This is a genomic window from Cytobacillus horneckiae, assembly GCF_002835735.1.
GTDB lineage: Bacteria > Bacillota > Bacilli > Bacillales > Cytobacillaceae > Cytobacillus > Cytobacillus horneckiae.
In genome coordinates this window covers 1-23,621 of record NZ_PISD01000005.1, presented here as the reverse complement: position 1 = coordinate 23,621, position 23,621 = coordinate 1, and the positions used below count along the sequence as shown (strand labels likewise).

The following is a 23,621-nucleotide window of genomic DNA, read 5'->3' as shown; positions in this document are numbered from 1 at the left end:
TAACTCATGAGTTATCAGCATTTTGTAGTCTTTTAAGATGTTTTAAGAAACTGACATATTCAGTACCTTAGACAAGGAGTGGTTTGTCTCTACAATTGATTCAAAATTGTATTTATGAAAAATAGGTGTATGCTTCGGGCTCATTCCGATTAATTTTACTTCTCCGCCGGTAATTAATCGCAAACCTTTAATCATTTCCTTCAGCTTCAATACTCCATCATCGTATATATAGCCTACAGATGTAACATCAATTAAATTGAGTGAATACTCTCCGTTTGAAACAGCATGATAACATCTTTCTGATATAATGGATATTTTCTCTTGTGTAATGTCTCCAAATAACGGAATATAGGCGATAGAATTAGATAATGGAATAAATGGACCGGACAGCTCATCCAGTCTTAATAAGGTCCGTTCAAGCATCTCTTTTTTTTCATAAAGTTCAAAGTCTGTCGCAGCCAGCCTGTTTTGTAGCTCCTGCAATTTTTCAAACAATCGTTCATTATCTTTTTCTTTTACAGCAAATTGCATATACGCATTGTGCTCATGATCCCAAGTAATATATACATCAAACAAGGTAATCTGGGAAGTTTTTGTTTTCAAATTCGCTTCAAAACACATATTTTTCCCTGCTATGGCGCGAGCATTTTCAAACTTCTTTATGCTTCCTTCATCAATAAGGTTCAATAGAACCCCTTGTGATAAATCGAATATCTCTTCAGCTTGATAAGAATAGCTGATAATCTGACCTGTATTATTGGCTTTTAAAAATGGCAATGGCAATTCAAAATCAATTAATTGCATTTGTCCTCCCCTCCATTTGATAGTTGCTTATCCACTCATTTAATTCATATAAATTTGTTATAATCAGCGGATTATTTGCTGCAAAGGTTTGCAGGTTATACATGCTTGTAAGTCTGCCGCCTACAAGAATGGTCGGTTTTTTAGGGAGATAAGTGAAAACTTCTGTATATTCTTTAAGCTTTGGCAGATGTGTCGCAATGGATACTGAAAGACCAATCACATCCGGCTCCCATTCTTTTGCAGCTTTCAATGCATATTGCACAGGCAAATTTGCACCAAAAAATTTCACGTCCCATTTTTTCTCTTCAAACAGACTAGCGGTCATCTTTAAACCGACATTATGCTGTTCTCCTTCCAAACATAAAAACATTGCTTTCGGCGCGTCATGGTCTTCACTCTTGCTCTTATATTTTGATGCAAGTCTTGCAAGTATAAAATCGCATACACCTGAAGCTAAATGTTCATCGGCAACTGTAATTTCAAAGTTCTCCCATAATTGCCCGACATATATCATCGCTGGTGTTATAATATCTTGATAAATTTCCAGGTTCGACAGATGATTATACTTCTCTATATAATCCCACGCATCTGTTACAGATCCCTTTAGAAGAATGCCTGCTAATTCTTCGCCTTTAGACATATTTATTTTCCCCTTTCATGCTTTGCAGCGCCTGAATAGCATCAGCCAAATATCTGGAATAAACCGCTGCTTCAGCATGATCAACAAAAGGACTGTTCTGGAGTGCTTCATCAAGATATATAAAGTTATCTATTAAAGTTTGGGAAGTCATCCCAATTTTTGTTAATATACCATTTAACCAAATGGCATAGTCTGTAAAAATAGCCGTGCTGTTTAAATCACTGGCAGCCTTCAAATAATCCAAATGATGGAGATTATCTGTAAATGTTTGTTCTTTTCCACGCTTTCCGTACCGCTCAATTAAAGTTGAATCTTCTCTGTATATTCTTATAGTTACCTCTTCGGCAATCGTTTCAAACCTGCTCATCGTGCCACAACTTTATACTGTGAGACTTTCGGTATGACTGCAGCCAATTCCTGATCTGGATATTTTTTTTCTAACTCATGGATTCTTTTAAAATCCTCGCCTCTCACCCATTGCAAATAATCCTTCTTATTATTAAAGATTAATTGAACAGTTAATTCTCCCGGCCGTTTGTCATTTTGCAGGAGAAAAAAGTCAACAAAACCTTCCGCACTGTCGACAAGACGGGAACGATTTTGATAAATCCCAATCACTTCCTCTGCTTTTTCTTCATTCACATCGAATGTTGAAAAAACTGTATACATAGATTAGCCTCCTCAAGAAAAATACTATGTTTATCTAATTTCCAAAACCATTGTAACCGTCTTTACGATTACTCCTTCGAATGGATCGTCAAACTCGTCAACCGCTTTAAAACCTTTACTATTATAGAAGCTTCTGCCTAATTTATTTTCTTTCGCAACATTTATTAATAGGGTCTTCACACCTTCAAAATGCTTTATCCCTGTTTTCAATAAGCTTGAGCCGATTCCTTTTCCTTGATAAGCAGGCAGCAAATAAATGGCGCCTAATTCTACCTCTCCACATTCTCGCATTTGCGAGTAATTTGCAAATCCTATAATTCTACCATCAGCTTCAGCAACAAATAGAATAGATTGCTCAAAACGCCTTGTTAGCATTTGTTCGCTGTAAGCAGCTAATAAAAAGCTTTCTTGCGCATCAATTGGGATGATCCCTTCATAGGTTGCATTCCAGCTTTCTTTTGCCACCCTTTGAATTTGCGGTATATCTGAAATGTTCATTTGACGTATTTGGATTCTTTGTTGCATTTCCACTCCCCCTGGAATACTTTCTTGCTTAATTCAACTTCTCCCATTAAAATTCCTTTTTATCTATGAGTGGATATTCATTATTTATACTTTCCCGCAATTCTCCACAACATGGGCATTGTTCTGGCTCATAAATTCCAACTTCTATATATCCACAATCATAACAAATGAATGAAGAATGACAAGAATTCTCTCTTTTTTCGCACATATTCAACACCCTTCCTTTTTCTTTATTGTAAATGAGAACCATTATCAATTACAACGATTTTTTCATTTGCAACTTTAGTAATATTTGTAACCTGTTAATTGAAATGGACGTCAATTTAATGGATGGGAGGATTTAGATGAAGAAATTGATTGTCATTGTTTTGCTCTTTATTTTCATATTATTTATCTTTATGTATTTCTTTAAAGGCGGGATTATTTTAGATCATCTTGGTATTCATTTAGAGGAAATACATACATCAGATAACTACTCCACCATTGATGCCAATCAGAATGGGATTCCCGATGCCCTTGATATTGTTGAAGCCGCCCGGAAAGAAGTCAGACAGCAAACAATTTATAAAAGCAGGTATTACCAGAGAGGCTATCCTCCTAGTGACGAAGGTGTATGTACAGATGTGATTTGGAGAGGTCTCCTTGGCGCGAATATCACCTTAAAAGACTTAATGGATGCTGATATTGTTGAACACACACATTTGTATCCGAGAGTCGATGGCAAACCTGACCCTAATATTGATTTTCGCAGTGTGCCTAATCAATTCGTCTATTTTGAAAGATACGCTGAGTCTTTAACGACTGAGCTTATAACAGGAGATAATGAAAACTTGCAACAATGGCAAGCAGGTGATATTGTCGTCTTTATGGAAAGGAACTTCCACCATGTAGGCATTATTTCTGACAAAAAAGCAAAGGATGGGACCCCTTATTTTATCCATAATATCCGCCCATTTGCTGCAGAAGTAAAGCTTTCGTCTTTTAATACACCTATTGCAGGTCATTATCGTTGGAAATATTGAATAAATTGTTTGAAACTAGAAATCGGACAAGACCAGCTTGTTCACAGAAAATAAAATCTATTGTATAATAAAGGAAACGAGTTGCATATATTAAAAAAGATCGGTGGTGGGGCAACACCAGCCGATCTTGCAATAGAATGGTTAGCCTTTAAGGCAGCCAGCTATACGGATTAAATCCACCGCACATCGTGCTTAGGTGGATTATTTTTTATCGTTGTGGTTGAATGACAGAACAGCCATGATTAAACTTGTAAATGTACAAGCGAATACCAAAGCCTCAAAAACTGTCAAAGCAGCACCCCCTCTCCTTTGGGGATGGGCGGACTGCCTTCGACATAACAAATCCATTGCTGTATTAATTATACCATTAGAATGTATATATTTGGAATATTGTGATTTTTTCACAATAATTTTTTAAAGGAGAATTTTTATGCAAATTCAAGGAATAAATCATTTGCTTTTTTCAGTATCTGATTTAGAGAAATCAATTGAGTTTTATCAAAAAGTATTTGATGCGAAACTATTGGTTAAAGGCCGGACGACCGCATATTTTGACCTAAACGGGCTGTGGTTGGCCTTGAATCTTGAAGCTGACATCCCCCGAAATGAAATACATCAATCCTATACCCATCTTGCTTTTACGATTGCAGAAGATGACTTTGATGTCATGCTTAATAAACTTATTCAATTAAATGTACATATACTTCAAGGCAGAGAACGCGATGATAAGGATAAAAAATCAATTTATTTCACTGACCCGGATGGCCATAAGTTTGAATTTCATACAGGTACGCTGGAAGATCGCCTTAATTATTATCGAAACGAGAAGAAACATATGGAGTTTTATTAATATGAGTGCCTCTGTTCTTAGAAAAGTGGCTGGGATAAAACCCTCCTCTAAAACCAAAAAGCAAGATTGACGTGGAACCAGTTTTTAGATTATTGGAGGCTAATTTGCATTTCACTCTATTTTCTGTCCGAGGAAAATCGAAGGTTGAAAACGAAACGGGCCTCCCATAAATGGCAGTGAATTTAATCAAGGCATCATAACGAAAAAGAGAAATTGAGCACACTCAACTTCTCTTTTTTCATTATTTGAAGCTAGTTATGTTCAACGTTCAAACCAATAGAAAGCGAGCGGTGCGCCTGGAAAAACTCAAGCTCTTCATTTTTTTTTACAGCCTGAGGAATGCTTGCTAGGCATTTCTTTTTAGTTCATTGATAATCCGTTTTTCAGCAAGTTCATTTCGATGTTAAAATGGCGCATAGCCTCGTCTTCTGTGAGGTCCCGGGAAAATTTATCAATGACGCTTCTCATCATGACTGAGATTAAAATTTTCATCATGCACGCAAATTCTTCATCATTTTTAATGTTCAATTTGTCTTTATCAATGAGAGAGCTAAATTCACTAAACTCCTCATTTGCTTCATGATTACTGAAGCTTCGTTCGAATTCTGTTTCAATTTGATGATTCATATTCAGAAAAATATTCCTTAGAAAGCTTAAGTTTTCTTCCTCTTCGGTAATAATTAATTTATAAAAATCAATCAATGTTTGAAAAATATCCCCTTCATGCCGCTTTATTAAGGAAAATAAATAATTTTTATTCACCTGCACCCGTTCTTTTAACAAATAAAAGAAAGCGTCTTCTTTATCTTCAAAATACTGATAAAAACTGCCTCTCGGAATCCGTGCAGATTTAACTATATTAGTTATTGATGCCTGATATAATGGCACTCTTGAAAATTCCTGCCTGGCCGCATGAACTAATTTTTTTTGTTTTTCGTGTGGCAAGTTAAAAAAGGTGATTTTTGGCAAGGTTTCTCCCCTCCTACCTAATTCTTACTTAGTAATATGAACGTCTTCTCTCCTCTTGCAGAAATGCTGTAAATTGCGCCAAGGCAGTAATCGGCTTTTCTTTAATTAAGGTTACATATTTTGTTTTCATTTGTTCTGAAGCATGTTCACTTTTATTAATTCGTTCAATAATATAGTCCATGCTCATTTTTTCTATTTCCTTGCGGCGGATTTTCGATTCTTTAGATAATGCCATCCCTACCGCACCTAACACTGCGTAAATCCCTACCGTAATCCACATATTCTCGTCATACGGAACGGCAAAAATGAGAATAACTAAATTCATGATTGAGAAAACAATTAGAGGAAACGAAAATAAAGCGTATCGTGAAGCCTTCTTCATAAATGGAGAAATTTTTTCATTCAATTTCTCCATTTCTTTTTGTACAAAGGCGGGCATTTCGGCAAATGGGTTAAAATTCATGTTTTTCCTCCTCCAGTGTTTCTTTTTAAATTGAGAAATTGGGCAGGTAAACGAAAACGTTCATTTAAAATTTGCAGCTCTTCTATATGTCCTGCATCATGATTAAGCTCCTTCAGTTTGTTCATTTCTAAATGGATGCTTTCCATTTTCCGATCAAGCTGGGCTGCAGTTTCAGCTGCTTCGCTTAATTCTTTTTTCATATACGCTGGAATTTCTTTATCATACTTATAATAAATTTTGTGTTCTAAACTCGCCCAAAAGTCCATCGCAATCGTCCGGATTTGTATTTCAACAAATACTTTCTGTTCACCGTCGGACATAAAAACAGGGACTTGTACAATTAAATGCATGCTTTGATAGCCGTTCGGTTTAGGATTTTTAATGTAATCCTTGCACTCGACCAAAGTTACATCCTTTTGATTGGCAATCATATCCTTGATTGCATAAATATCTGAAATAAATGAACATGTGATTCTGACTCCTGCAATATCACGAATATTTTTTTGGATAGATTCAATCGTGAATTCATCACCTTTGCGTTCAATTTTTCTCAAAATACTTTCAGGTGATTTTAAACGGGATTTCACATGTTCGATTGGATTGTAATCGTGAAAATATTGAAATTCCTGTTTTAATATATCTATTTTCGTATTGATTTCTTCCAATGCAAATTTATAAGAAAGCATAAAGCGCATTAATTCTTTCTTTAATGTCTTTAATATCTCATTTGTGTCCACTAAATTTTGATCCATTTTTTCTCCCCATTTCTAGTTTGCTCATTTATTTTTTCCGTAATTGTTCCTTCTGACAATGGGAATAATCCAATGTTTCATCCAAGATTCGGTAGCTTCTTTGCTTTTTTCTTTAAACTTGATGGCTTTTTACAAACGGATGCGCGAATTCCTTGAGATTGTAACTTTTTCACAAGGTCACTTAACTGCTTGTTCACAATAGTGATGCCTCCCTATATGACACTTTGTCATATTCGCTATAGTTTCATCATAAATGACACCTTGTCACAAGTCAATATCTATATGACACTTTGTCACATTTTTATCACAAATATATGTTTTTTATATGAAATAGTTGGTATAATGAGGAAAAAATTAAGAAGGTTTTTAAAATGGAATTGATTACTTTAAAACTCATACTTATTGCTCTATTTATCCTCCTCATTCATAGCGTTGAAACGCTCGCCTATGCAGTTCGGCTTTCAGGTGCCCGAGTTAAGCTACTGGCCTCCGCACTGTCTTTATTTAATACGATTGTCATTGTATCGAGAATGTCGAATATGATTCAACAGCCTTTCACCGGAAGCTTAGTTGACACGGCCCCTGAAGGATCGGTTGAATTTGTCCAAGGGTTTTTAGCCGATCAATATCGCGTGCTGATAGGCGCTTCAACTGTCGGGACACTCATAGGTGCGATGCTGCTTCCGACATTTGTCGCGATTTTTTCCCGGGCGATTATTCAGCTTTCTGTGGAGATGGGCTCTGTGCCTGCACTCATCAAGAAAGGCTTCACACCTTATTACATAAAAAGAACATTTTCTCTTTTTAGGAAGCCCAATATTAGTTTTCTTAAAGGATTAGAAAGAAAGCATATTCCAATGCGCTTGTTTTTCATTAATATGGCTGTCACATCTATTTATACGATTGGCGTCCTTTCCGCACTATATGCTTCCGTTATCGCACCAGAATATCAAACGACTGCCATTATGGCATCCGGCTTAATTAATGGTGTTGCCACCATACTACTGTCTACTCTTGTTGATCCGAAAATTTCTGTATTGGCCGATGCAGTCATCAATGGTAAGGGTAGCTATAATTATTTAAAAGGCGCCTCAGTTACAATGGTCACATCCAGATTATTCGGGACCATCTTCGCACAGCTACTCTTCATTCCAGGCGCAATATATATAGCCTGGGCTGCTAAATTTGTTGTGATGCTGAAATAACTTTGGGAGAGATCAAAATGAAGGCTAAACAAGAACAATTTTTGTTTAATTATTATCACAATCATGATCACCATTACGATTTAGGAAAAATTTAATAATTTGGAACTTACACCCTTTAATACCATAGATTCAATTCAAGTTATGAAGAAATCGATGTTATCACTACCATCCTTTTTACTGGAGGAATCTAACAATGTGGAGACAGGAAATCATTGATACAAAGCGTGGACCTTTTGAGGTTTTCACAAAAGGTGCTGGCGAACCTCTATGCATCACTCATTTATACAGCGAATTTAATGAGCTTGGTTATTATTTTGCTGAGCCATTTACCACCAATTTTAAAGTTTACTTGGTCAACCTGAAGGAAGCAGGGGCATCATGTCAGGCTCAAACAGATGATGAATTAAGCATGCTTGAAAGCTGCAAAGATTTAGAAGCAATACGGGAAGCGTTGGAGATTGAACAATGGGGGTTTGCGGGCCATTCTACAGGCGGTATGCTTGCGCTTGTCTATAGTGTTTACTTCAATACGTCCTTAACAAAAGTAATGATTGGCGGCTCGACGGCTTCGAAGCATTATATGAATCACCAAGAAAGCATGTATTGCAGGGAAAGTCCGCTTAACAAAAGAATAAAAGAAATCATGGCCATTCTGGGGTCACCCCAGTCAGCTCGTTCACTGCGTGTAAAGGTCAATCGGGAATGGACGGAAATGTCATTATATCGTCCTGAAAACTTCGACCGCTATTTTTCCAAGCTAAGCAGCGGCAAGGTTGTTCCGAAGCGATTGGATTATTATTCCTATCAGGAATTACCGAATTATGATATCAGGGAGTTATTGCGAGAAGCTTCAGTGCCTGCTTTTGTTTATTGCGGCCGTCATGATGCCCAATGTCCACTGCCTTTTTCAGAGGAGATTACATCTTTACTTCCATATTCAAGATTATACATATTTGAAGAAAGCAACCATATGCCATATCTTGAAGAACAAGAGAAATTCGAGGCAATGGTGATTGCCTTTTCCTTATTAAGAAAGCGAGGCGTATCTATTGCAGAACAGAATAACGACGAGAAAAAATCTGCTGAACAGTAATGGTGAATTAACCGAGAAAGGCTACGCGACCGCACTTTTATTAGACTATAACCGGAAGGACATTAAGGCAAATTTCCTCCGTATTAAAGAATGGGATTATTATTTGGTGATGAATGAGGACTATGCGGTTGCACTGACCATCGCCGATAATTCATATATGGGGCTCTTAAGTATTTCTTTGCTGGATTTTAAAAGCGCGTGGTTTAAAACAACGAGCGTGATTAAACCGTTTACGCTCGGCAAGCTCGGCCTTCCTGCCTCATCGAAATCAGGTGATATTGTCTACAAAGATAAAAGAGTAACAATGGCTTTTTTGCATGAAGGAAACAAACGCAGATTAACATGCTCGATGAAGAAGTTTAGTGCTGGGAAAGACTTCTCTTGCGATTTCATATTATTTGATGAACCTAAAGATTCAATTGTCATCGCTACTCCATTTCCCGACAATAAAAAGGCTTTTTATTATAATCAAAAAATCAATTGCATCCGCTCCGCAGGTACTGCCTCATTAGGAGAGCAAACCTTTCATTTTAATGAAGGCTCATTCGCTACTCTTGACTGGGGAAGAGGTGTTTGGACTTATAAAAACACATGGTATTGGGGATCTGCTTCAGGTTTACTAAAAGGCAAAACAGTTGGCTTTAACATTGGCTATGGATTTGGAGACACATCGGCTGCTAGTGAAAACATGCTGTTCTATGAAGAGAAAGCCCATAAGCTTGATCAAGTTGAATTTCATATTCCTATGGGTGGGGATAAACACCATTATCTTCAGCCTTGGCGTTTCACTTCAAATGACCGCCGTTTCGAAATGGCATTCACCCCCATACTAGATCGTGCAGACTATACCTCGGTTGGCATTATAGCCAGTGACCAGCATCAAGTATTTGGAAAATTCAATGGTACAGTTGTGCTTGATGATGGCACAATTCTCGAGTTGAAAGATTTCCTTGGATTTGCAGAGAGGGTTTATAACCGCTGGTGACATAGTGGGATGATTGACCTCTCAACGATTTAGCTTTCTAAACCTGAACTGCCGATGACTGCTTTGCTCATTTTTTAGTAGTCAAATTCCTATTATGAATATCGGCTTTATTCTCATTCATTTTCGCGCACCAGTTTCTTGCTCTGAAATATCAGTTTTCCTATTAAAGTAAAATTCTCATTAGTTTACCTGCTGCATCCAAAAGCGGTTGATGCTGCATATGTATTGTCAATTTAACGAATCAGGAGTATAATTTAACCATCACGTTATAGTTTGGAGGCATTACGTTGGGAACGAGAAACTGAAAATTGGTGAATTAGCTATTAAGGTGAATTTAACGAAAAGAACGATTGATCATTATACAAATCTCGGCCTGCTTGAAGCGGAACGTTCTCCTTCAAATTACCGCTACTATGATCATTCCGCGATCGATAGAATCCACTTAATTGAACAGTGGAAGAGCGAAGGGATGTCATTGGTCGATATTAAGAAGAAACTATTAGATAAAGACGTTCATGAAGCAGAAGAGATTGATGTACGTGAATTACGTTTAAAAATTAATGGATTAAAGGAAGATGTTTCAGAGGTATTGGCGCATCTTAATAAGAGTGATGCTGGGAGTCAAGAGTACATTAAAAAAAATGTCTCCTCCGAGAGTATGTCCCTTATCCAGACACTGCTTTTACTTTTAAAATGAACAATGAATAGATATAGGCATTGCTTACATATAAATTGAACAATTTATATGTAAGACATTTTTTAATTACTCGTCACTTCCTGGAATATCAGCTTAGGTAATCCACAGGAACAACCACTTTAGGAGGTGAAAGTCTTACCACCGTAAGACTGCAGCATTTTGACGACGACGTTAAACTTAATTTTACTATTCATACTTATTGCCTTAACCGCATTTTTTGTTTCTACTGAGTTTGCGATTGTTAAGGTTCGTATGTCTAAAATAGACCAATTAATTGCAGAAAATAAAAAAGGAGCGCTTGCTGCCAAAAAGGTTGTTACTCATCTTGATGAGTACTTATCCGCTTGTCAGCTTGGTATTACTGTTACTGCGTTAGGACTCGGATGGTTAGGTGAGCCTACTGTTGAAAGGCTTCTTAAACCATTGTTTGAAATGCTACATTTAAGTGAGTCACTGACACATATTCTTTCATTCGGTATTGCCTTTGCACTTGTCACCTATCTGCATGTTGTAATTGGGGAGCTTGCACCAAAAACCATTGCGATTCATAAAGCTGAGGCTATTACCCTTATGTTCGCAAAGCCGATTATTTGGTTCTACCGCATGATGTATCCTTTCATTTGGTTATTGAATGGATCCGCTCGTATCCTCGTTGGCCTATTTGGATTTAAGCCTGCCTCTGAAGGGGAAATGGCCCACTCGGAGGAAGAACTACGCATCCTAATGTCAGAGAGTTATAAAAGCGGTGAAATTAACAAAAACGAATTAAAATATATGAATAATATATTCGAGTTTGATGAAAGAATTGCGAAGGAAATTATGGTGCCGCGTACGGAAATCGTTACCTTCTCAGTAGACGATTCATACGACGAAATAATGGAAACCATTAAAGAAGAACAATATACAAGGTATCCTGTTGTAGATGGAGATAAAGATAATATTATCGGTTTTATTAACGTAAAAGAATTTTTAACGGCAAATCTTCAACCGGATGAAGCAAGAAAATCATCCATTCATGACTTTATCAACCCCGTTATAAGGGTCATTGAAACTGTGCCTATTAATGACTTATTAATTAAAATGCAAAAGGACAGAATCCACCTTGCCATTCTTATGGACGAATATGGTGGAACTTCTGGATTAGTCACTGTTGAAGATATTGTTGAGGAAATTGTCGGTGAAATTCGCGATGAATTTGATGAAGATGAAATTGCTGAAATTCGTAAAATAAAAGATGGCCATTATATTTTAGATGCTAAATTACTGATTGACGATGTAAACCATTTACTTGATATTGATTTACCCGATGACGAAATTGACACGATTGGCGGTTGGTTCTTAACACTTAATTTTGATGCTGAACTGGGCAGCCAAATTGAGATGGACGGCTACTTATTTACAGTCAATGAAATAGACGGCCACCAAATACATTATTTAGAAGTTAAAAAGCTATAATTATGAGAGGGCCGCTACAGCAAAGAGCTTGGATACATTCCAAGCTCTTTTAATTGACCGGTAAATACTTTGTAAAAAAAGCACCTAAAATCATTAATATGATAATGAGTGTCCAGCTGACAAGGCCAATGATATCAAACCAAAATGTAAAGATTGCGACAACCGCTACAGAATAAAAACAAATCGGTGTTAAAGCTGATTTTATCCCTGTTACACCAGCAGCCTTTCTTTTCTTGACTGTTGTAATAATAGATAGCGCCATAAATATCAGCAGTAGAATGGTAAGTGGTATCGTAAACAGGTCCAACAATTTTCATCCTCCTTATGCATTGTTCCTCAGATGAGCTTTTTATGTTCTTGTATTTTAAGCTGGCTTTCCAGCTCCATTCTCATTTTTTCTGTTTCAAGCATGAAGTTCTCCTGCTTAATTTTTTCAAGCTTAATTTGATCTTCAACAATTTTCGCTTTAATTTTTTTCGCTTTTAAAAAATGGTCTGAAACAATTGCAACAATCGGAATAGAAAACACCATCACTACTGCTACAAGTCCTGTCATTCATTTCACCTCTTTTTAAAAATTCATAATTTTTCTGTTTATATGGTACTATCATAACAAATTTGCTGCTATCATACTATCATCATATTGTAGGCACCTTTTGTTACAGCCTGTCACTGCTATTTTAACCAAAACAGCTCCGCATCCTCGGAAGGATACGGAGCTGTTATTTTATTCAATTAATGAACTTCCAGTCATCCATCCGGAGATGCCTGTAACTGTCAGACATAGGAGCGAAACCTCGGCAATCTCTTTATTTTTGGCACCAAGATGACGGGCATTCGCTACATGGATGTTGATTCCTTTGCGGTATTGGTCGCAAATATTAATAGCTGTTAACATCAGTTCTTTTAGCTTTCTAGATACTTGATGGTCAACTAATAAAGTATTTCTTAAGTTCGTATACTTGTAAAGGACATCGGGCTGATATTCCTTTAGCAGTGCTACCCAATCAGGCAGTGTATCGAATTCTTTTTCATAATAACGAATGCATGCCTCAACTGATTGAAATTCTCGGATTGTCTTCTGCAGTAAATCTTTTTCTCCAGTTTCACATAACGCCATTGCTAGTTTAATTGCCTCTACCCCTGTCAGCCATGCTGGTATCCCGCGGGAAATGATACAAGTAGCCAGAATATCCGCTATTTCCTCAATTGATGCGCCGCATCCTATCGCTTCTTTTGTATGATAAAGCATGCTGTCTTCCATTCTTCTTGCAGCATATACTCCTGTAAGAAGCAAATGCTTTTCCATTGCGCTCAATTCGCCATCAGAAAAAACCTCATCCTTGATGACTGATACTGCTTGGTTCACCTGCGGAGCGTACTGTTCCAAAATTTTAAGTCCGTTTAAAATCATTAGACCACTTCTCCTTATGATGGTTTTAATATGACTTTTATTGCATCCTTGGCAAGGCCTGCTTCAAAACCTTTTTCTGCTTCTTCTAAAGAGAAGATATGTGTAACTAATTTATCATAAGGGTATTTATTTGAAGCTGCCATTGAGATTGTACGCTTCATTGTTTTCTCTGTTACACCATAGACGCCTTTAACGGTCATTTCACCTCTAACAATTTCACTCGTAGGAAGTGTTGTTTCCTTCGGGCTAATGCCGATTAATAAAATTTCGCCGCCCTTTGTACAGAGACGTACAGCGTCAACTAGTGATTGATGAAATCCGCTTGTTTCAAATACATGATCGACCCCGTTACCGCCAGTTAGATCTGCCACTGCCTCGATTACATTTTCCTGATCCGCATACACGATATCTGTTGCTCCCAGTTCCAACGCCAAGCTTAAACGGTCTTTATCCTTAGTTAAGCCCGTTACAATCAAACGGTCGCAGCCATAATTAGATAAAGAGGCAATCATCGATAACCCTATTGGTCCAGGTCCAATAACGACAGCTGTATCGCCTGGCAGGATATTCGCTCTCTCGATGGCTCGCACGCCAATCCCGATTGCTTCAAGCATGCCTGCTACTTCAATGGGGACAGACTCAGGGATTGGCAGTACATTGCGGTGATGAATCGCTGCGTATTCTGCCATACCGCCATTTTCTCTAAACCCATATTGCAGTGATTTTGCCGGTACCTTGCCCATCGATCCTTCCCCATAATCACAAAGATTTGTATTGCCCTTTAAACAGTTTTGACATTGTCCACATGGTATATATGGATTAATCACTACTGTTTGATTGAGAAGATGCTCATGTTCACTATTTCCAACTTCCACAACCTTTCCAGCGAATTCATGACCTAATGTGACAGGCGTTGAGACCCATTCATATGCAGCCATTCCTTCAAACATGTGAAGATCACTTCCGCAAATACTTGCAGCCTCCACTTTTACAAGCACTTCATCTTTCTGAAGCACAGGTGAAGGGATATCCTTCACCTCTATTCCATATCCTCTGCTGTTTTTTACAATTGCTTTCATTTAAGTTCGCTCCTCTCTATATAAAGTGAAGCTTCCATCAGCGGAGGTTTCACCCTCATTGATGGATAGCTGGCTGCGATAAAATAGAATTACCACTCTTCAATGGCTAACGCTCTAATTGGCGAGCCTGTCATTCCTTTTAAATTTAGAGGCGTTCCCATAAAATAAAAGTGCTTTTTTGAAAGGTTTTCTAGGTTAACGATATTTTCGAAAATCATTATATTTCTCCCCAGCAATTCAAGGTGAACGGTCCGTTGCATATTTTCGTTAATGTCCGCATTCGGCAAATCAAGGCCAATCGCTTTAACTTTATGATCAATCACCCAGCCCGCAACGGATGGATCAAGTGATTTACATTGATGGAAGCCTTCGCCGTTCCACTCACCTGGCCAGCATCTAAAGAGAATGATGTCATTTTCTTTAATCTTTAATTGATCATTCTCAACAACCTCTTCAATCATTTCTCTTGTCACAGGCTGTTCAGGATCTTTATGTGATACATCTACAAGTACTGCATCCCCCATTGTCGCATCAATAGGTATGTCCTCAATGGTCAACCCATCCTTAAAAAAGTGATACGGTGCATCCATATGTGTGCCGCTATGGTCTGACATAATAATCGTTTTACTCGCATATCCTTCGCAAGGAGCTTGATAACGCGGTTTTGAAAAATCATGGGTAATATGGTCCATGAATACAACCTTTGGATGTGATGGAAAAGAAACGAGACCATCATATAATAGGACTGATAAATCGACTACTTTCATTGATTATCCCTCCGATATTTTTTTATAAGAAGTAACCCCAAATAAGACAAGCTGCTATATAAATAATACCAACATAAAACATAATCATGACTAAATATCCCATGATGTCTTTTAACTTTAATTTAGATAAGGCAAGCGCTGGAAGAATCCAGAACGGCTGCACTAAATCATTCCATGCATTACCGAGCATCACGGACATGGACGTTTGACTGATTGATGCACCCAATTCCTTCGCAGCATCAATCATAAACGGACCTTGAACGACCCAGTGGCCGCCGGCTGATGGTGCAAAGAAGTTGATAAAGAAAGAACTAATAATCCCCCAAAATGGCAAGCTTTCTGCTGTGGAAAAATTGACAAAAGCTGCTGCAATCGTGTCCACTAAACCTGAAGATGCCATAATAGCCATGATCCCCGCATAAAACGGAAATTGGAGAATAATACCTGAAATCGTACCAATTCCATTATTTAAGCTTTGCATATATTTCGCTGGTGTCCCAAGTAGGATAATGCCTAAGAACAAGATAATGAAGTTAATAATATTTAAATTTAATGTATTGCCATCCACGAAATACCAAACTGCATACACAAGACCGATCATTCCAATTGCGTATGATAGGAAACGGCTATTATTCAATCTTGTTGCAAACGTATGATCATCAAGTACATTAGGCGCCGCTGCTGTTTTTTCTTCATATAATGCAGGATTGATTTCGATAATATTTTTCTTTGGGTGAAGGGCTGCATTAACAAATGGCAAAGTAACGAGCAGTACAATTGCAGTAATAATCATTGGTAATGAGAAAATTGTTTCAGCCAATGGAATAATGCCCATTGAAGCCTCCAGCGGATGTCCTGGTGTTGAAATAAGCACCGGTATACTCGCTGATAAACCAAGTCCGTAAAAAGTGAAGCCGCTATATGCAGCTGCAATGATTAGTGGATAATGAACGCCTTTGACATTCATTGCAAGCTTTCTGGCAATAATGCCGCCAATGACTAAACCAAATCCCCAGTTTAAATAACTTCCAACTGCTCCTACAAGTGTGGCAACCATAATCGCTCCTTTTGGAGTATGAACCTTAGCTGCAATTTTATTTAGCAGTTTATCAGTAATGGGTGCAGTTGCCAGTACATATCCCATTGCAAGAATAACAGCCATCTGAGTCGTAAACGCTAACAAATCCCAGAATCCGTCACCCCAGGCAAGGACCATATCTTTAGGAGCTTGTCCTTCTATGACCATCGCTAAAATCATCGTTAATATCGTTAGGCCAATCGCGAAAACGAACGCATCAGGAAGATATTTCCTCATTAAATTCGTAAAAAAGTTAGTTAATTTCTCCATTTTAATAACCCCCCGTCTTATTCCATTGCTTTAAGCGCTTTCATTAATTGCAAAATAGCCGCATTTTTATTTTCTAAAACAGATTGTGCATCATGATTATTCCAATCATAAAACCCTTTGCCTGTTTTAATCCCTAGTTCACCAGCCTCCACCTTTTCGGTTAAAAGCTGCGCCGGCTCTGTCCGGTTTTCTAATTCTTCGTATAGATATGAGGCGATATGATAATGTACATCCAAACCATTCAAATCACGCTGCTCTAATGGTCCAGTAAACAATAATCTCGGTCCCAAGCTATAGCGGACAACTGTATCAATGTCTTCTGCTGATGCTACACCTTGCTCCAATAACGAGATGGCTTCCCTTGCCATCGCATGCTGAATTCGATTTCCGATAAATCCCGGGATATCCTTTTTAATTAACACAGGCTTTTTGTTATTATCCTTCAATAACGTCATTACAATCTCAATCGTTTTTTCAGAAGTGCCTGCACCTTTCACAACCTCTACTAATGGAATAACATTTGCCGGCATAAAAAAGTGAGTGCCGATAAACCTTTCCGGATGTGCCAGTTCTTTTGCCAATCGATCAATCGATAAACCCGATGTATTCGTGGCAATAATCGTTTCAGGACTGCATACACTTTCCAATTCATTTAGCACAGACATTTTCAAATCTATTTTTTCCGGTACCGCCTCAATAATTATCGATACCGAATTAGCTTCTTCAATTTTGTTTGTCCATTCTATATTTGACAAAACCTGTTCAATATTCGTCTTTTCGAAACCCAATCGTTCCAATTCACCGCTTATTCTTAATTTCGCCTTGCTTAAAACTTGAGTATCAATATCTATCAGCTTTACTCTATGGCCATTACTTGCGAATAACTGAGTAATGCCCGCTCCCATTGTTCCTCCACCTATAACAGCAATAGATAGATGATGTGTATTCATATGCTCCTCCTCCGACAGCGGTTCATGAAGGTACGCAGCCTTTTCTGATAACTAAAAAAACCTAGCTACTCCATAGAAAATAAGAAATAATACAGACTCTTATCTTCAATGGAAAAGCTAGGTATCCTTAAGTTTAATGAAATGGTCGTTTCATCGTTAAGAAGACGCTTTTCGTCAGAAAGATTGGTACGTTCATTTAATTTTATTATATTAATAATATTTTAAAAAATATATTTAGTCAATGGAAATTTTTCAATTCTAAAAACCTTTCAAGTAATATGATAATATATACTTGTTTAGGATAACGAAAGAACGAAGGAGGCCTTCCTATGGAACAAAATCAATTAGATTCCGTATTAGTCACTGCCTATGCAAAAGCACCGCAAGGAAGTGCAATGTACGAAGTATATAAACATGCCGGCATAGTTCTGGAAATAAATTCAAACAATCATAAAATCATCAATGCCGAATTTACTTTCATAACAGGACTTGCACAGGATTTCTTCAAACGAATGATTATCGGCTTTGATATGAGCTCAAACCTTGAAGTTCTAGTCAAGCGAATTGAAAAGCATTATTTTGCTCCATCAACCACTTCTGTCATCGTCGCTTTAAAAGCTGCACATAAACGGTATCATGAAAAGTTAAAGCAGCTAGAGGAAGAATAACGCCATATAGGGAACTACTTTCTCAAAGTAGTTCCCCTTTTTCCTTTTTCACGCTCTTTCGGGTACTGCTTTTTCGCACGCGCACAGGCACTACTTTCCTAATGTAGTCCCCGCTTCCGCTCTCTATAGTCCTACTTTTACAATTCAGATACACCATTTACAAATAACGGCCACAGAAAAGCCCCGCATAAATAAATACACGGGGTCATCCCTCTTTATATTTGCAGATTTTCAATAATCGTAGCAATCCCTAAACCGCCGGCAATGCATAATGTAACGAGGCCATACCTCTTCCCGGTCCGCTCCAATTCATGGACGGCTTTCGTCAATAAGATGGCGCCTGTTGCACCGATTGGATGCCCCATTGCTATAGCGCCTCCGTTCGGATTGACTTTTTTTATATTCATGTTCAGCTCTTTTATCACCGCTAAAGCTTGTGCAGAGAAAGCTTCATTCAATTCAATCAGATCGATATCTTCCAGCTGCAGATTGGCCATCTTTAATGCCTTTAATGTTGCCGGGACTGGACCTATCCCCATGAAATTAGGATTTACCCCTGCGGCTGCCTGGGCGATCACTCTTGCTTTTGGCTTGAGTCCGAGCTCCATTGCTTTATGTTCTGACATGACAAGAAGAGCGGCTGCACCGTCATTTCTTCCACTGCTGTTTCCGGCTGTAACTGTGCCATTTTCTTTAAAAACAGGCTTCAATTTCGCCAATTTCTCTATACTCGTTTCGCGTGGATGCTCATCTTGTTTAAATTCAATACTGCCTTTTCTCGTTTTCACAGTATACGGAACAATTTCTTTTTCAAAAAGACCAGTTGAGATGGCTTTCTGTGCATTTTCTTGACTTCTTAAAGCAAATTCATCTTGCTCAGTGCGTGAAATAGTATATTTTTCTGCAAGGTTTTCTGCAGTCATCCCCATTGTCAGCAGGCCGTAATCTTCAACAGGCTGTGAACCCGGCTGACTTTCCGTATTCGGGTCTAGCAGCAGGCCGTTGCCTGACTTTAGTCCAAAGCGAATATTTCTCATGTAATATGGCGCAGTACTCATCGATTCTGCTCCGCCTGCAATAATGGCGTCTGCGAGGCCGCATTGAATTTGCTGACTGGCAGAATTTAATGCCTGCACACCTGAACCGCATTGACGGTGGACGGTGTATCCAGGAATCTCCTCAGGCAATCCAGCACGCAGCGAGGCCACCCTTGCGAGGTTAGAAGCATCTGCACTTTGCTTCGCTTGACCAAGTATCACCTCTTCAATTTGCTCTTTCGGAATATCCGCTCTTCTTATCACTTCTTCAATGACTGAACTTGCCAGAAAATCAACCGGTTCATTTTCCAATGCTCCTCCGAGCTTTCCAATGGCGGTTCTTACCCCATCAATAATGACAACACCGGTCATAGCATGTTCCCTCCAGCGACAGTAACATCCGAAATAAAGTCCGCTTCTGTCTTTTCTCTAACTTCGTCCATTGATACACCAGGCATTAATTCGATACAATGCAGCTGCCCTTCCATCACTTCAAATACAGCAAGTTCAGTAATAATCATATCTACACTTCTTGTCGAAGTAATTGGATATGTGCACTCTTTCAAAATCTTGCTTTTTCCATCTTTAGACGTGTGTGTCGTCGTCACAATCACTTTTTTCGCACCGACAAGAAGATCCATCGCTCCTCCGACACCCATAATATTTTTTCCAGGAACAGCCCAGTTCGCAATTAACCCCGTCTGGTCTGCCTGAAGCACACCTAATATTGCCACATCTACATGTGCCCCTCTAATCATCCCGAATGAATCGGCGCTATTAAAATACGATGCACCTACTGCCTCGCCAACAGGCAGCTTCCCAGCATTGACGAGATTCGGATCTATGTCCTCCTCTGATACATCACTGACGCCAAGAAGGCCATTTTCTGTATGAAAAAAAACATTGTCGTCATTGATAAATTTCGCAACCAATGTCGGAATGCCGATGCCTAAATTTACGACGCAGCGCCCTTTCAATTCCTGTGCTGCACGTTTAGCGATTAACTCCTGGATGTCATTTTTGTTCATTGCTAACCACACCATCCTTTGTCAAAATTTTCTCCGCCCGGATGATGCCATCAACGAATAAATGCGGTGTGACAATCTCCTCAGGGGATAGTTCGCCAGCTTCAACAATTTCATCTACCTCAGCAATGACGACATCTGCTGCTGTTGCCATCAGCGGATTAAAGTTTTGCGCTGTTTTGTAATAAACTAAATTGCCTAATGTATCCGCTTTCCAAGCACGAATCAAAGCGACATCTGCTTTGATGGCTGGCTCGAATACATAAGTGATACCGTCTATGACCCTCTCTTCTTTCCCTTTAGCTAAATCGGTACCTACACCAGTTTTTGTATAATATCCGCCAAGGCCAGCTCCACCTGCTCTCATTGACTCGGCCAATGTTCCTTGCGGTAAAAGTTCGAGCTCGAGTTCACCTTTTTGATAGGCGTCGCCCACATCGCGATTACTCGTAAAATATGACCCAATCCCTTTTTTTATTTTTTTCTGATTAACAAGAATGCCAAGTCCTTTTCCCTTTTCACCTAAGTTATTGCTAATCACTGTTAATCCATCAATCTCTTTTCTAGTTAATTCATCAATCAAGGTCAGTGGTGCTCCTACTAAACCAAATCCTCCGACCATAATGGTTTGATTGCTTTTAACTGATTGTAAAGCTTCTGCTGCATCACTATAAACCTTCATCCTAAGTCCCCCACTTCTTTATTTTTCTATTAAAGAATCGCTCGCTTCGAACCATGCGGGAATTCCGGCCGTAAGCAGACATATATAACCTGTTTCTGCAAGTTCGCTTTCAGTTGCGCCATGATTTCTTGCTTTCTCCATCCATTCCCCTGCTTCTTCGCCATTCAAAACGGTAATATAAATACCGCTCATAAGGATGTGCTTTAATTTAGCTGACACGGCTCCGCTGCTTAATATCGTTTCCTGCAATACTCGCTGATCACCAGATTGCAAAGCTTCCAGTACTTTCTTTACATAGCTTGAATTTTCCTCACCCAAGACTTGAATATAATAATTTAATATATCTGCTGGTTCCTCTGTATCCTTAAATTCAGACACTTCGACTTTCTTTAATTCACAAGCATATTGCAGCGATTTCACACCTGTTATTAGCGCTTGAGCTCCGTAATACAAGTAAGAAACGAGAAGGTATTCAGCCAGTTCAGGCAATGAAGCGCCGCCGTCAATGGCCCCTTTCGTATGATAGACCATACTGCGCTCATACAGTCTTGCTGCATTCATGCCGACGAGCAGAATATCTTTTTCCTTCACAGATAACGCGCCAGGTTTCATAATATCTCCGCGAAGATTTGTATAATGATCTAATATATCCGGATTATAATTATGCATTTTCTGTACCCATCCAGGCACGACATCATATACATTTTTGAAATACTCTAATCCTTTACTCATGCTTTCAACCACCCTTTTAATAAAATAAAAAGGCTGCTCTAAACAAGATGCGCCTGTTAGGACATCGGTTGTTTAAAGCAGCCAGTATGTTCAATAGCTCAAATTAAAAAAGTTCGTTTTTTAACTGCTAATGAATAGGCAATATCAATATATAATTTTATTCTACATAATTTTTGTAAAATTTCAACTCAAGATTTAGATTTTTTTCAAAAATGCATGGATGGTCTCATTAATTTCTTCCCTGTTTTCAAACACCATCGTGTAGTGATTGCACGTTGATGTAAATGTCTCTATATTTTTTGTGTATGTTTTCGTGTCACCATATGCTTCTGCATAAAATAACGGCTCCATCGGTCCAATATGACCGCTGGCATGAACGAGCAATACAGGACAATCAATCTGAGCGCAAACATCCTTAGGAACGAATGAATAAAAACTATTGAAATCAGCTAAGATACTGGATTCTTCAGATTTATTTTCCCAATGTCCATCTTTTTCATGAATCTCATATTCTCCTACACTGCGAATATGATTATTCCATGTTACGCCAAGCCTTGTATAGATTGTTTCCAGTTCATCCAAGTAGCTATTTTGCGTTGGATATTCTTTGCTTAATCTCCCTAATGAAGGCTGAACAATATTGCGCTGCTGCTCTGTGCATGCTGCAGCCCCATCCAGTAAAATGAGCCCATTAACAGTATCCAAACGGCTGGCAACAACCGCACAAATAAATGCCCCCATGCTGTAGCCCATTAAAATTGGATTTTCGATATTAAGTTCTTTTATTAATCCAATGACATCATCCGCGTGTTTAAACAGGCTCGTCTCTTCATCGCACGCGCCGCTATTTCCCCTGCCGCGAATATCAATCGCTACAAAGCGATAATCGCCTTTTAAGCTTTCAGCGTAATAGTGCATTTGCTTATGATTTCCGGTCAATCCGTGAACGGCAATAATGGTCCCTTTTGTACCCGGATAATCAGCAATTTGGATCGTATTTCCGTTAATATTTTTTTGATAGAAGTCCATATAAACATCTCCAATTCCTAAAAATGAATGCCGCCGAATCAGCTAAAATAATTTATACGCCTTATTTTCAAAAATGTCAAAATGTTTATATTAGACTTTCATTCTTCTAGCCTAAGGAGAACTCATATGAAAAATACGTAAAGTGAGGCCGGTCAATATACTAGCAATAACAATTGATGCCAACAACAAATCTCCTTAGAAGATTCCTATTTACAAAAAATTCAATCGGAGTATAATGAATAATAACTTGAAGAGAAAGGGTGAGAGGATGACATTCAAAAAAGCGTTGCCTTATCTGTTATTAACTGTCTTTTTATCTTGCCTAGTCATCCAATATCCTGGAGATCATTCAAGGACAAATCAGCCCGGCGACAATCATCAGGCAGTATTAAATGCCAATATGGCTCTTGATGCTTCCCTGTTGAAAGATGATCTGAAGAAGCATCCATTGCTCCTGCCTAATGATTTATTCACCTTAGTGAGCGCTGCGCTCATCATCATTTTTATATGTCAGCTGGCTTATATAACAGTAAGGAATGAAAAATTTTATCATCCAATATTTTATCAATCCAATTATTTGGGCAGTACTTCTTGATTTGGAGCTATTTTTCAAATACAAGGAGGAATATAAGATGATTAAAATGCTAATGATTGGCATGTTTTCATTTACTGCTACTACTCTATTCTTTTTCCAAGGAATCGAGATTTTTCAAGCATTCTTTGAATACTTCAAACAAAAATAAATCAAAACCACCAGTGTGA

29 protein-coding genes are annotated in these 23,621 nt (G+C 38.4%); 9 read left to right on the top strand and 20 right to left on the bottom strand.

The annotated features are described in order from the left end of the window. Positions 1–42: 42 nt before the first annotated feature. From CWS20_RS01385 to CWS20_RS01365, 5 genes are read right to left on the bottom strand one after another with little or no spacing between them, the layout of a single operon-like run. Complete coding sequence (locus CWS20_RS01385) at positions 43–804, bottom strand: STAS domain-containing protein (protein ID WP_066193631.1); 762 nt, start codon at positions 802–804, stop codon at positions 43–45. Further along, a complete protein-coding gene (locus tag CWS20_RS01380) occupies positions 791–1,444 on the bottom strand; it encodes a cobalamin B12-binding domain-containing protein (protein ID WP_066193629.1) in 654 nt (217 codons plus the stop codon). The genes CWS20_RS01385 and CWS20_RS01380 overlap by 14 nt, the downstream gene beginning before the upstream one ends. Beyond that, positions 1,437–1,811, bottom strand: a complete 375-nt coding sequence (locus tag CWS20_RS01375; protein WP_066193627.1) for a hypothetical protein — start codon at positions 1,809–1,811, stop codon at positions 1,437–1,439. The genes CWS20_RS01380 and CWS20_RS01375 overlap by 8 nt, the downstream gene beginning before the upstream one ends. Then, a complete protein-coding gene (locus tag CWS20_RS01370) occupies positions 1,808–2,113 on the bottom strand; it encodes an antibiotic biosynthesis monooxygenase family protein (protein ID WP_066193626.1) in 306 nt (101 codons plus the stop codon). The genes CWS20_RS01375 and CWS20_RS01370 overlap by 4 nt, the downstream gene beginning before the upstream one ends. A gap of 30 nt (positions 2,114–2,143) precedes the next feature. Next, on the bottom strand, positions 2,144–2,638 hold the full coding sequence (locus CWS20_RS01365; RefSeq protein WP_066193625.1) for a GNAT family N-acetyltransferase: 495 nt from the start codon (positions 2,636–2,638) through the stop codon (positions 2,144–2,146). 344 nt (positions 2,639–2,982) lie between these two features. On the opposite strand from CWS20_RS01365, the gene CWS20_RS01360 reads away from it, so the two are divergent. Both CWS20_RS01360 and fosM read left to right on the top strand, forming a co-directional pair. Further along, positions 2,983–3,660: a DUF1287 domain-containing protein gene (locus CWS20_RS01360; protein WP_066193623.1), complete on the top strand. Its 678-nt coding sequence runs from the start codon at positions 2,983–2,985 to the stop codon at positions 3,658–3,660. A gap of 430 nt (positions 3,661–4,090) precedes the next feature. Further along, positions 4,091–4,510, top strand: a complete 420-nt coding sequence (fosM, locus tag CWS20_RS01350; protein ID WP_066193620.1) for a FosM family fosfomycin resistance protein — start codon at positions 4,091–4,093, stop codon at positions 4,508–4,510. Positions 4,511–4,870: 360 nt separating this feature from the next. On the opposite strand, the gene CWS20_RS01345 is transcribed toward fosM, so the two are convergent. The 3 genes from CWS20_RS01345 to CWS20_RS01335 are packed head-to-tail and all read right to left on the bottom strand — an operon-like array spanning position 4,871 to position 6,694. Then, on the bottom strand, positions 4,871–5,479 hold the full coding sequence (locus CWS20_RS01345) for a TetR/AcrR family transcriptional regulator (RefSeq protein WP_066193619.1): 609 nt from the start codon (positions 5,477–5,479) through the stop codon (positions 4,871–4,873). Positions 5,480–5,507: 28 nt separating this feature from the next. Then, positions 5,508–5,942, bottom strand: a complete 435-nt coding sequence (locus CWS20_RS01340; protein WP_066193617.1) for a DUF5392 family protein — start codon at positions 5,940–5,942, stop codon at positions 5,508–5,510. After that, positions 5,939–6,694: a GTP pyrophosphokinase gene (locus CWS20_RS01335; RefSeq protein ID WP_066193615.1), complete on the bottom strand. Its 756-nt coding sequence runs from the start codon at positions 6,692–6,694 to the stop codon at positions 5,939–5,941. Before CWS20_RS01335 ends, CWS20_RS01340 begins: the two co-directional genes overlap by 4 nt. Before the next feature lie 371 nt (positions 6,695–7,065). Here CWS20_RS01335 and CWS20_RS01330 point away from each other — a divergent pair, with 371 nt between their 5' ends. From CWS20_RS01330 to CWS20_RS01310, 5 genes are all read left to right on the top strand, one after another. Continuing rightward, positions 7,066–7,899, top strand: coding sequence for a lipid II flippase Amj family protein (locus CWS20_RS01330; RefSeq protein WP_066193610.1), 834 nt, complete (start codon positions 7,066–7,068; stop codon positions 7,897–7,899). 193 nt (positions 7,900–8,092) lie between these two features. Next, positions 8,093–8,992, top strand: coding sequence for an alpha/beta fold hydrolase (locus tag CWS20_RS01325; RefSeq protein WP_066193608.1), 900 nt, complete (start codon positions 8,093–8,095; stop codon positions 8,990–8,992). Continuing rightward, positions 8,949–9,977 carry a DUF2804 domain-containing protein gene (locus CWS20_RS01320; RefSeq protein WP_101226224.1) on the top strand — a complete coding sequence of 343 codons (1,029 nt, stop codon included), beginning with the start codon at positions 8,949–8,951 and terminating at the stop codon, positions 9,975–9,977. Before CWS20_RS01325 ends, CWS20_RS01320 begins: the two co-directional genes overlap by 44 nt. Positions 9,978–10,305: 328 nt before the next feature. Beyond that, positions 10,306–10,674 (top strand): MerR family transcriptional regulator, encoded by a 369-nt coding sequence (locus CWS20_RS01315; RefSeq protein ID WP_241504122.1) that lies wholly within the window; start codon positions 10,306–10,308, stop codon positions 10,672–10,674. A gap of 159 nt (positions 10,675–10,833) precedes the next feature. Continuing rightward, positions 10,834–12,129, top strand: coding sequence for a hemolysin family protein (locus CWS20_RS01310; protein WP_066193604.1), 1,296 nt, complete (start codon positions 10,834–10,836; stop codon positions 12,127–12,129). Positions 12,130–12,178: 49 nt separating this feature from the next. On the opposite strand, the gene CWS20_RS01305 is transcribed toward CWS20_RS01310, so the two are convergent. From CWS20_RS01305 to CWS20_RS01275, 7 genes are all read right to left on the bottom strand, one after another. Continuing rightward, the gene (locus tag CWS20_RS01305) at positions 12,179–12,439 is read right to left on the bottom strand and encodes a hypothetical protein (RefSeq protein ID WP_241198673.1); all 261 of its coding nucleotides are present in this window, start codon (positions 12,437–12,439) and stop codon (positions 12,179–12,181) included. Positions 12,440–12,465: 26 nt separating this feature from the next. Then, on the bottom strand, positions 12,466–12,684 hold the full coding sequence (locus tag CWS20_RS01300; protein ID WP_066193602.1) for a hypothetical protein: 219 nt from the start codon (positions 12,682–12,684) through the stop codon (positions 12,466–12,468). Between the two features lie 171 nt (positions 12,685–12,855). Then, positions 12,856–13,542, bottom strand: a complete 687-nt coding sequence (locus CWS20_RS01295) for a carboxymuconolactone decarboxylase family protein (protein WP_066193601.1) — start codon at positions 13,540–13,542, stop codon at positions 12,856–12,858. A 14-nt stretch (positions 13,543–13,556) separates the two neighbouring features. Continuing rightward, positions 13,557–14,621, bottom strand: a complete 1,065-nt coding sequence (locus CWS20_RS01290) for a zinc-dependent alcohol dehydrogenase (protein ID WP_066193597.1) — start codon at positions 14,619–14,621, stop codon at positions 13,557–13,559. An 89-nt stretch (positions 14,622–14,710) separates the two neighbouring features. Continuing rightward, positions 14,711–15,388 (bottom strand): cyclase family protein, encoded by a 678-nt coding sequence (locus CWS20_RS01285; RefSeq protein ID WP_066193595.1) that lies wholly within the window; start codon positions 15,386–15,388, stop codon positions 14,711–14,713. Between the two features lie 22 nt (positions 15,389–15,410). Beyond that, positions 15,411–16,736, bottom strand: coding sequence for a short-chain fatty acid transporter (locus tag CWS20_RS01280; protein WP_066193593.1), 1,326 nt, complete (start codon positions 16,734–16,736; stop codon positions 15,411–15,413). A gap of 17 nt (positions 16,737–16,753) precedes the next feature. Beyond that, a complete protein-coding gene (locus CWS20_RS01275) occupies positions 16,754–17,686 on the bottom strand; it encodes a 3-hydroxyacyl-CoA dehydrogenase NAD-binding domain-containing protein (protein ID WP_066193591.1) in 933 nt (310 codons plus the stop codon). A 329-nt stretch (positions 17,687–18,015) separates the two neighbouring features. On the opposite strand from CWS20_RS01275, the gene CWS20_RS01270 reads away from it, so the two are divergent. Further along, positions 18,016–18,354, top strand: coding sequence for a DUF3870 domain-containing protein (locus CWS20_RS01270; RefSeq protein WP_066193589.1), 339 nt, complete (start codon positions 18,016–18,018; stop codon positions 18,352–18,354). A 215-nt stretch (positions 18,355–18,569) separates the two neighbouring features. Here the strand turns inward: CWS20_RS01270 and CWS20_RS01265 are convergent, their stop codons facing one another. The 5 genes from CWS20_RS01265 to CWS20_RS01245 form a co-directional block, all read right to left on the bottom strand. After that, a complete protein-coding gene (locus CWS20_RS01265; RefSeq protein ID WP_066193587.1) occupies positions 18,570–19,763 on the bottom strand; it encodes a thiolase family protein in 1,194 nt (397 codons plus the stop codon). Next, entirely contained in the window at positions 19,760–20,419 is a 660-nt protein-coding gene (locus CWS20_RS01260) for a 3-oxoacid CoA-transferase subunit B (protein ID WP_066193583.1), read from the bottom strand. The genes CWS20_RS01265 and CWS20_RS01260 overlap by 4 nt, the downstream gene beginning before the upstream one ends. Then, positions 20,406–21,098 carry a CoA transferase subunit A gene (locus CWS20_RS01255; protein ID WP_066193581.1) on the bottom strand — a complete coding sequence of 231 codons (693 nt, stop codon included), beginning with the start codon at positions 21,096–21,098 and terminating at the stop codon, positions 20,406–20,408. The genes CWS20_RS01260 and CWS20_RS01255 overlap by 14 nt, the downstream gene beginning before the upstream one ends. 18 nt (positions 21,099–21,116) lie before the next feature. Next, positions 21,117–21,830: a carboxymuconolactone decarboxylase family protein gene (locus CWS20_RS01250; RefSeq protein WP_066193579.1), complete on the bottom strand. Its 714-nt coding sequence runs from the start codon at positions 21,828–21,830 to the stop codon at positions 21,117–21,119. Between the two features lie 195 nt (positions 21,831–22,025). Beyond that, on the bottom strand, positions 22,026–22,859 hold the full coding sequence (locus CWS20_RS01245) for an alpha/beta fold hydrolase (protein ID WP_066193578.1): 834 nt from the start codon (positions 22,857–22,859) through the stop codon (positions 22,026–22,028). Between the two features lie 268 nt (positions 22,860–23,127). On the opposite strand from CWS20_RS01245, the gene CWS20_RS01240 reads away from it, so the two are divergent. Continuing rightward, on the top strand, positions 23,128–23,454 hold the full coding sequence (locus CWS20_RS01240; protein ID WP_066193576.1) for a hypothetical protein: 327 nt from the start codon (positions 23,128–23,130) through the stop codon (positions 23,452–23,454). Positions 23,455–23,621 lie beyond the last annotated feature (167 nt).

Coding starts and splice junctions, on each gene's coding strand:
- CWS20_RS01335 (WP_066193615.1), bottom strand. CDS start 6,694: ATGGATCAAAATTTAGTGGACACAAATGAGATATTAAAGACATTAAAG.
- CWS20_RS01365 (WP_066193625.1), bottom strand. CDS start 2,638: ATGCAACAAAGAATCCAAATACGTCAAATGAACATTTCAGATATACCG.
- CWS20_RS01385 (WP_066193631.1), bottom strand. CDS start 804: ATGCAATTAATTGATTTTGAATTGCCATTGCCATTTTTAAAAGCCAAT.
- CWS20_RS01360 (WP_066193623.1), top strand. CDS start 2,983: ATGAAGAAATTGATTGTCATTGTTTTGCTCTTTATTTTCATATTATTT.
- CWS20_RS01275 (WP_066193591.1), bottom strand. CDS start 17,686: ATGAATACACATCATCTATCTATTGCTGTTATAGGTGGAGGAACAATG.
- CWS20_RS01250 (WP_066193579.1), bottom strand. CDS start 21,830: ATGAGTAAAGGATTAGAGTATTTCAAAAATGTATATGATGTCGTGCCT.
- CWS20_RS01380 (WP_066193629.1), bottom strand. CDS start 1,444: ATGTCTAAAGGCGAAGAATTAGCAGGCATTCTTCTAAAGGGATCTGTA.
- CWS20_RS01330 (WP_066193610.1), top strand. CDS start 7,066: ATGGAATTGATTACTTTAAAACTCATACTTATTGCTCTATTTATCCTC.
- CWS20_RS01285 (WP_066193595.1), bottom strand. CDS start 15,388: ATGAAAGTAGTCGATTTATCAGTCCTATTATATGATGGTCTCGTTTCT.
- fosM (WP_066193620.1), top strand. CDS start 4,091: ATGCAAATTCAAGGAATAAATCATTTGCTTTTTTCAGTATCTGATTTA.
- CWS20_RS01245 (WP_066193578.1), bottom strand. CDS start 22,859: ATGGACTTCTATCAAAAAAATATTAACGGAAATACGATCCAAATTGCT.
- CWS20_RS01375 (WP_066193627.1), bottom strand. CDS start 1,811: ATGAGCAGGTTTGAAACGATTGCCGAAGAGGTAACTATAAGAATATAC.
- CWS20_RS01240 (WP_066193576.1), top strand. CDS start 23,128: ATGACATTCAAAAAAGCGTTGCCTTATCTGTTATTAACTGTCTTTTTA.
- CWS20_RS01280 (WP_066193593.1), bottom strand. CDS start 16,736: ATGGAGAAATTAACTAACTTTTTTACGAATTTAATGAGGAAATATCTT.
- CWS20_RS01300 (WP_066193602.1), bottom strand. CDS start 12,684: ATGACAGGACTTGTAGCAGTAGTGATGGTGTTTTCTATTCCGATTGTT.
- CWS20_RS01325 (WP_066193608.1), top strand. CDS start 8,093: ATGTGGAGACAGGAAATCATTGATACAAAGCGTGGACCTTTTGAGGTT.
- CWS20_RS01260 (WP_066193583.1), bottom strand. CDS start 20,419: ATGAACAAAAATGACATCCAGGAGTTAATCGCTAAACGTGCAGCACAG.
- CWS20_RS01370 (WP_066193626.1), bottom strand. CDS start 2,113: ATGTATACAGTTTTTTCAACATTCGATGTGAATGAAGAAAAAGCAGAG.
- CWS20_RS01290 (WP_066193597.1), bottom strand. CDS start 14,621: ATGAAAGCAATTGTAAAAAACAGCAGAGGATATGGAATAGAGGTGAAG.
- CWS20_RS01295 (WP_066193601.1), bottom strand. CDS start 13,542: ATGATTTTAAACGGACTTAAAATTTTGGAACAGTACGCTCCGCAGGTG.
- CWS20_RS01340 (WP_066193617.1), bottom strand. CDS start 5,942: ATGAATTTTAACCCATTTGCCGAAATGCCCGCCTTTGTACAAAAAGAA.
- CWS20_RS01265 (WP_066193587.1), bottom strand. CDS start 19,763: ATGACCGGTGTTGTCATTATTGATGGGGTAAGAACCGCCATTGGAAAG.
- CWS20_RS01255 (WP_066193581.1), bottom strand. CDS start 21,098: ATGAAGGTTTATAGTGATGCAGCAGAAGCTTTACAATCAGTTAAAAGC.
- CWS20_RS01270 (WP_066193589.1), top strand. CDS start 18,016: ATGGAACAAAATCAATTAGATTCCGTATTAGTCACTGCCTATGCAAAA.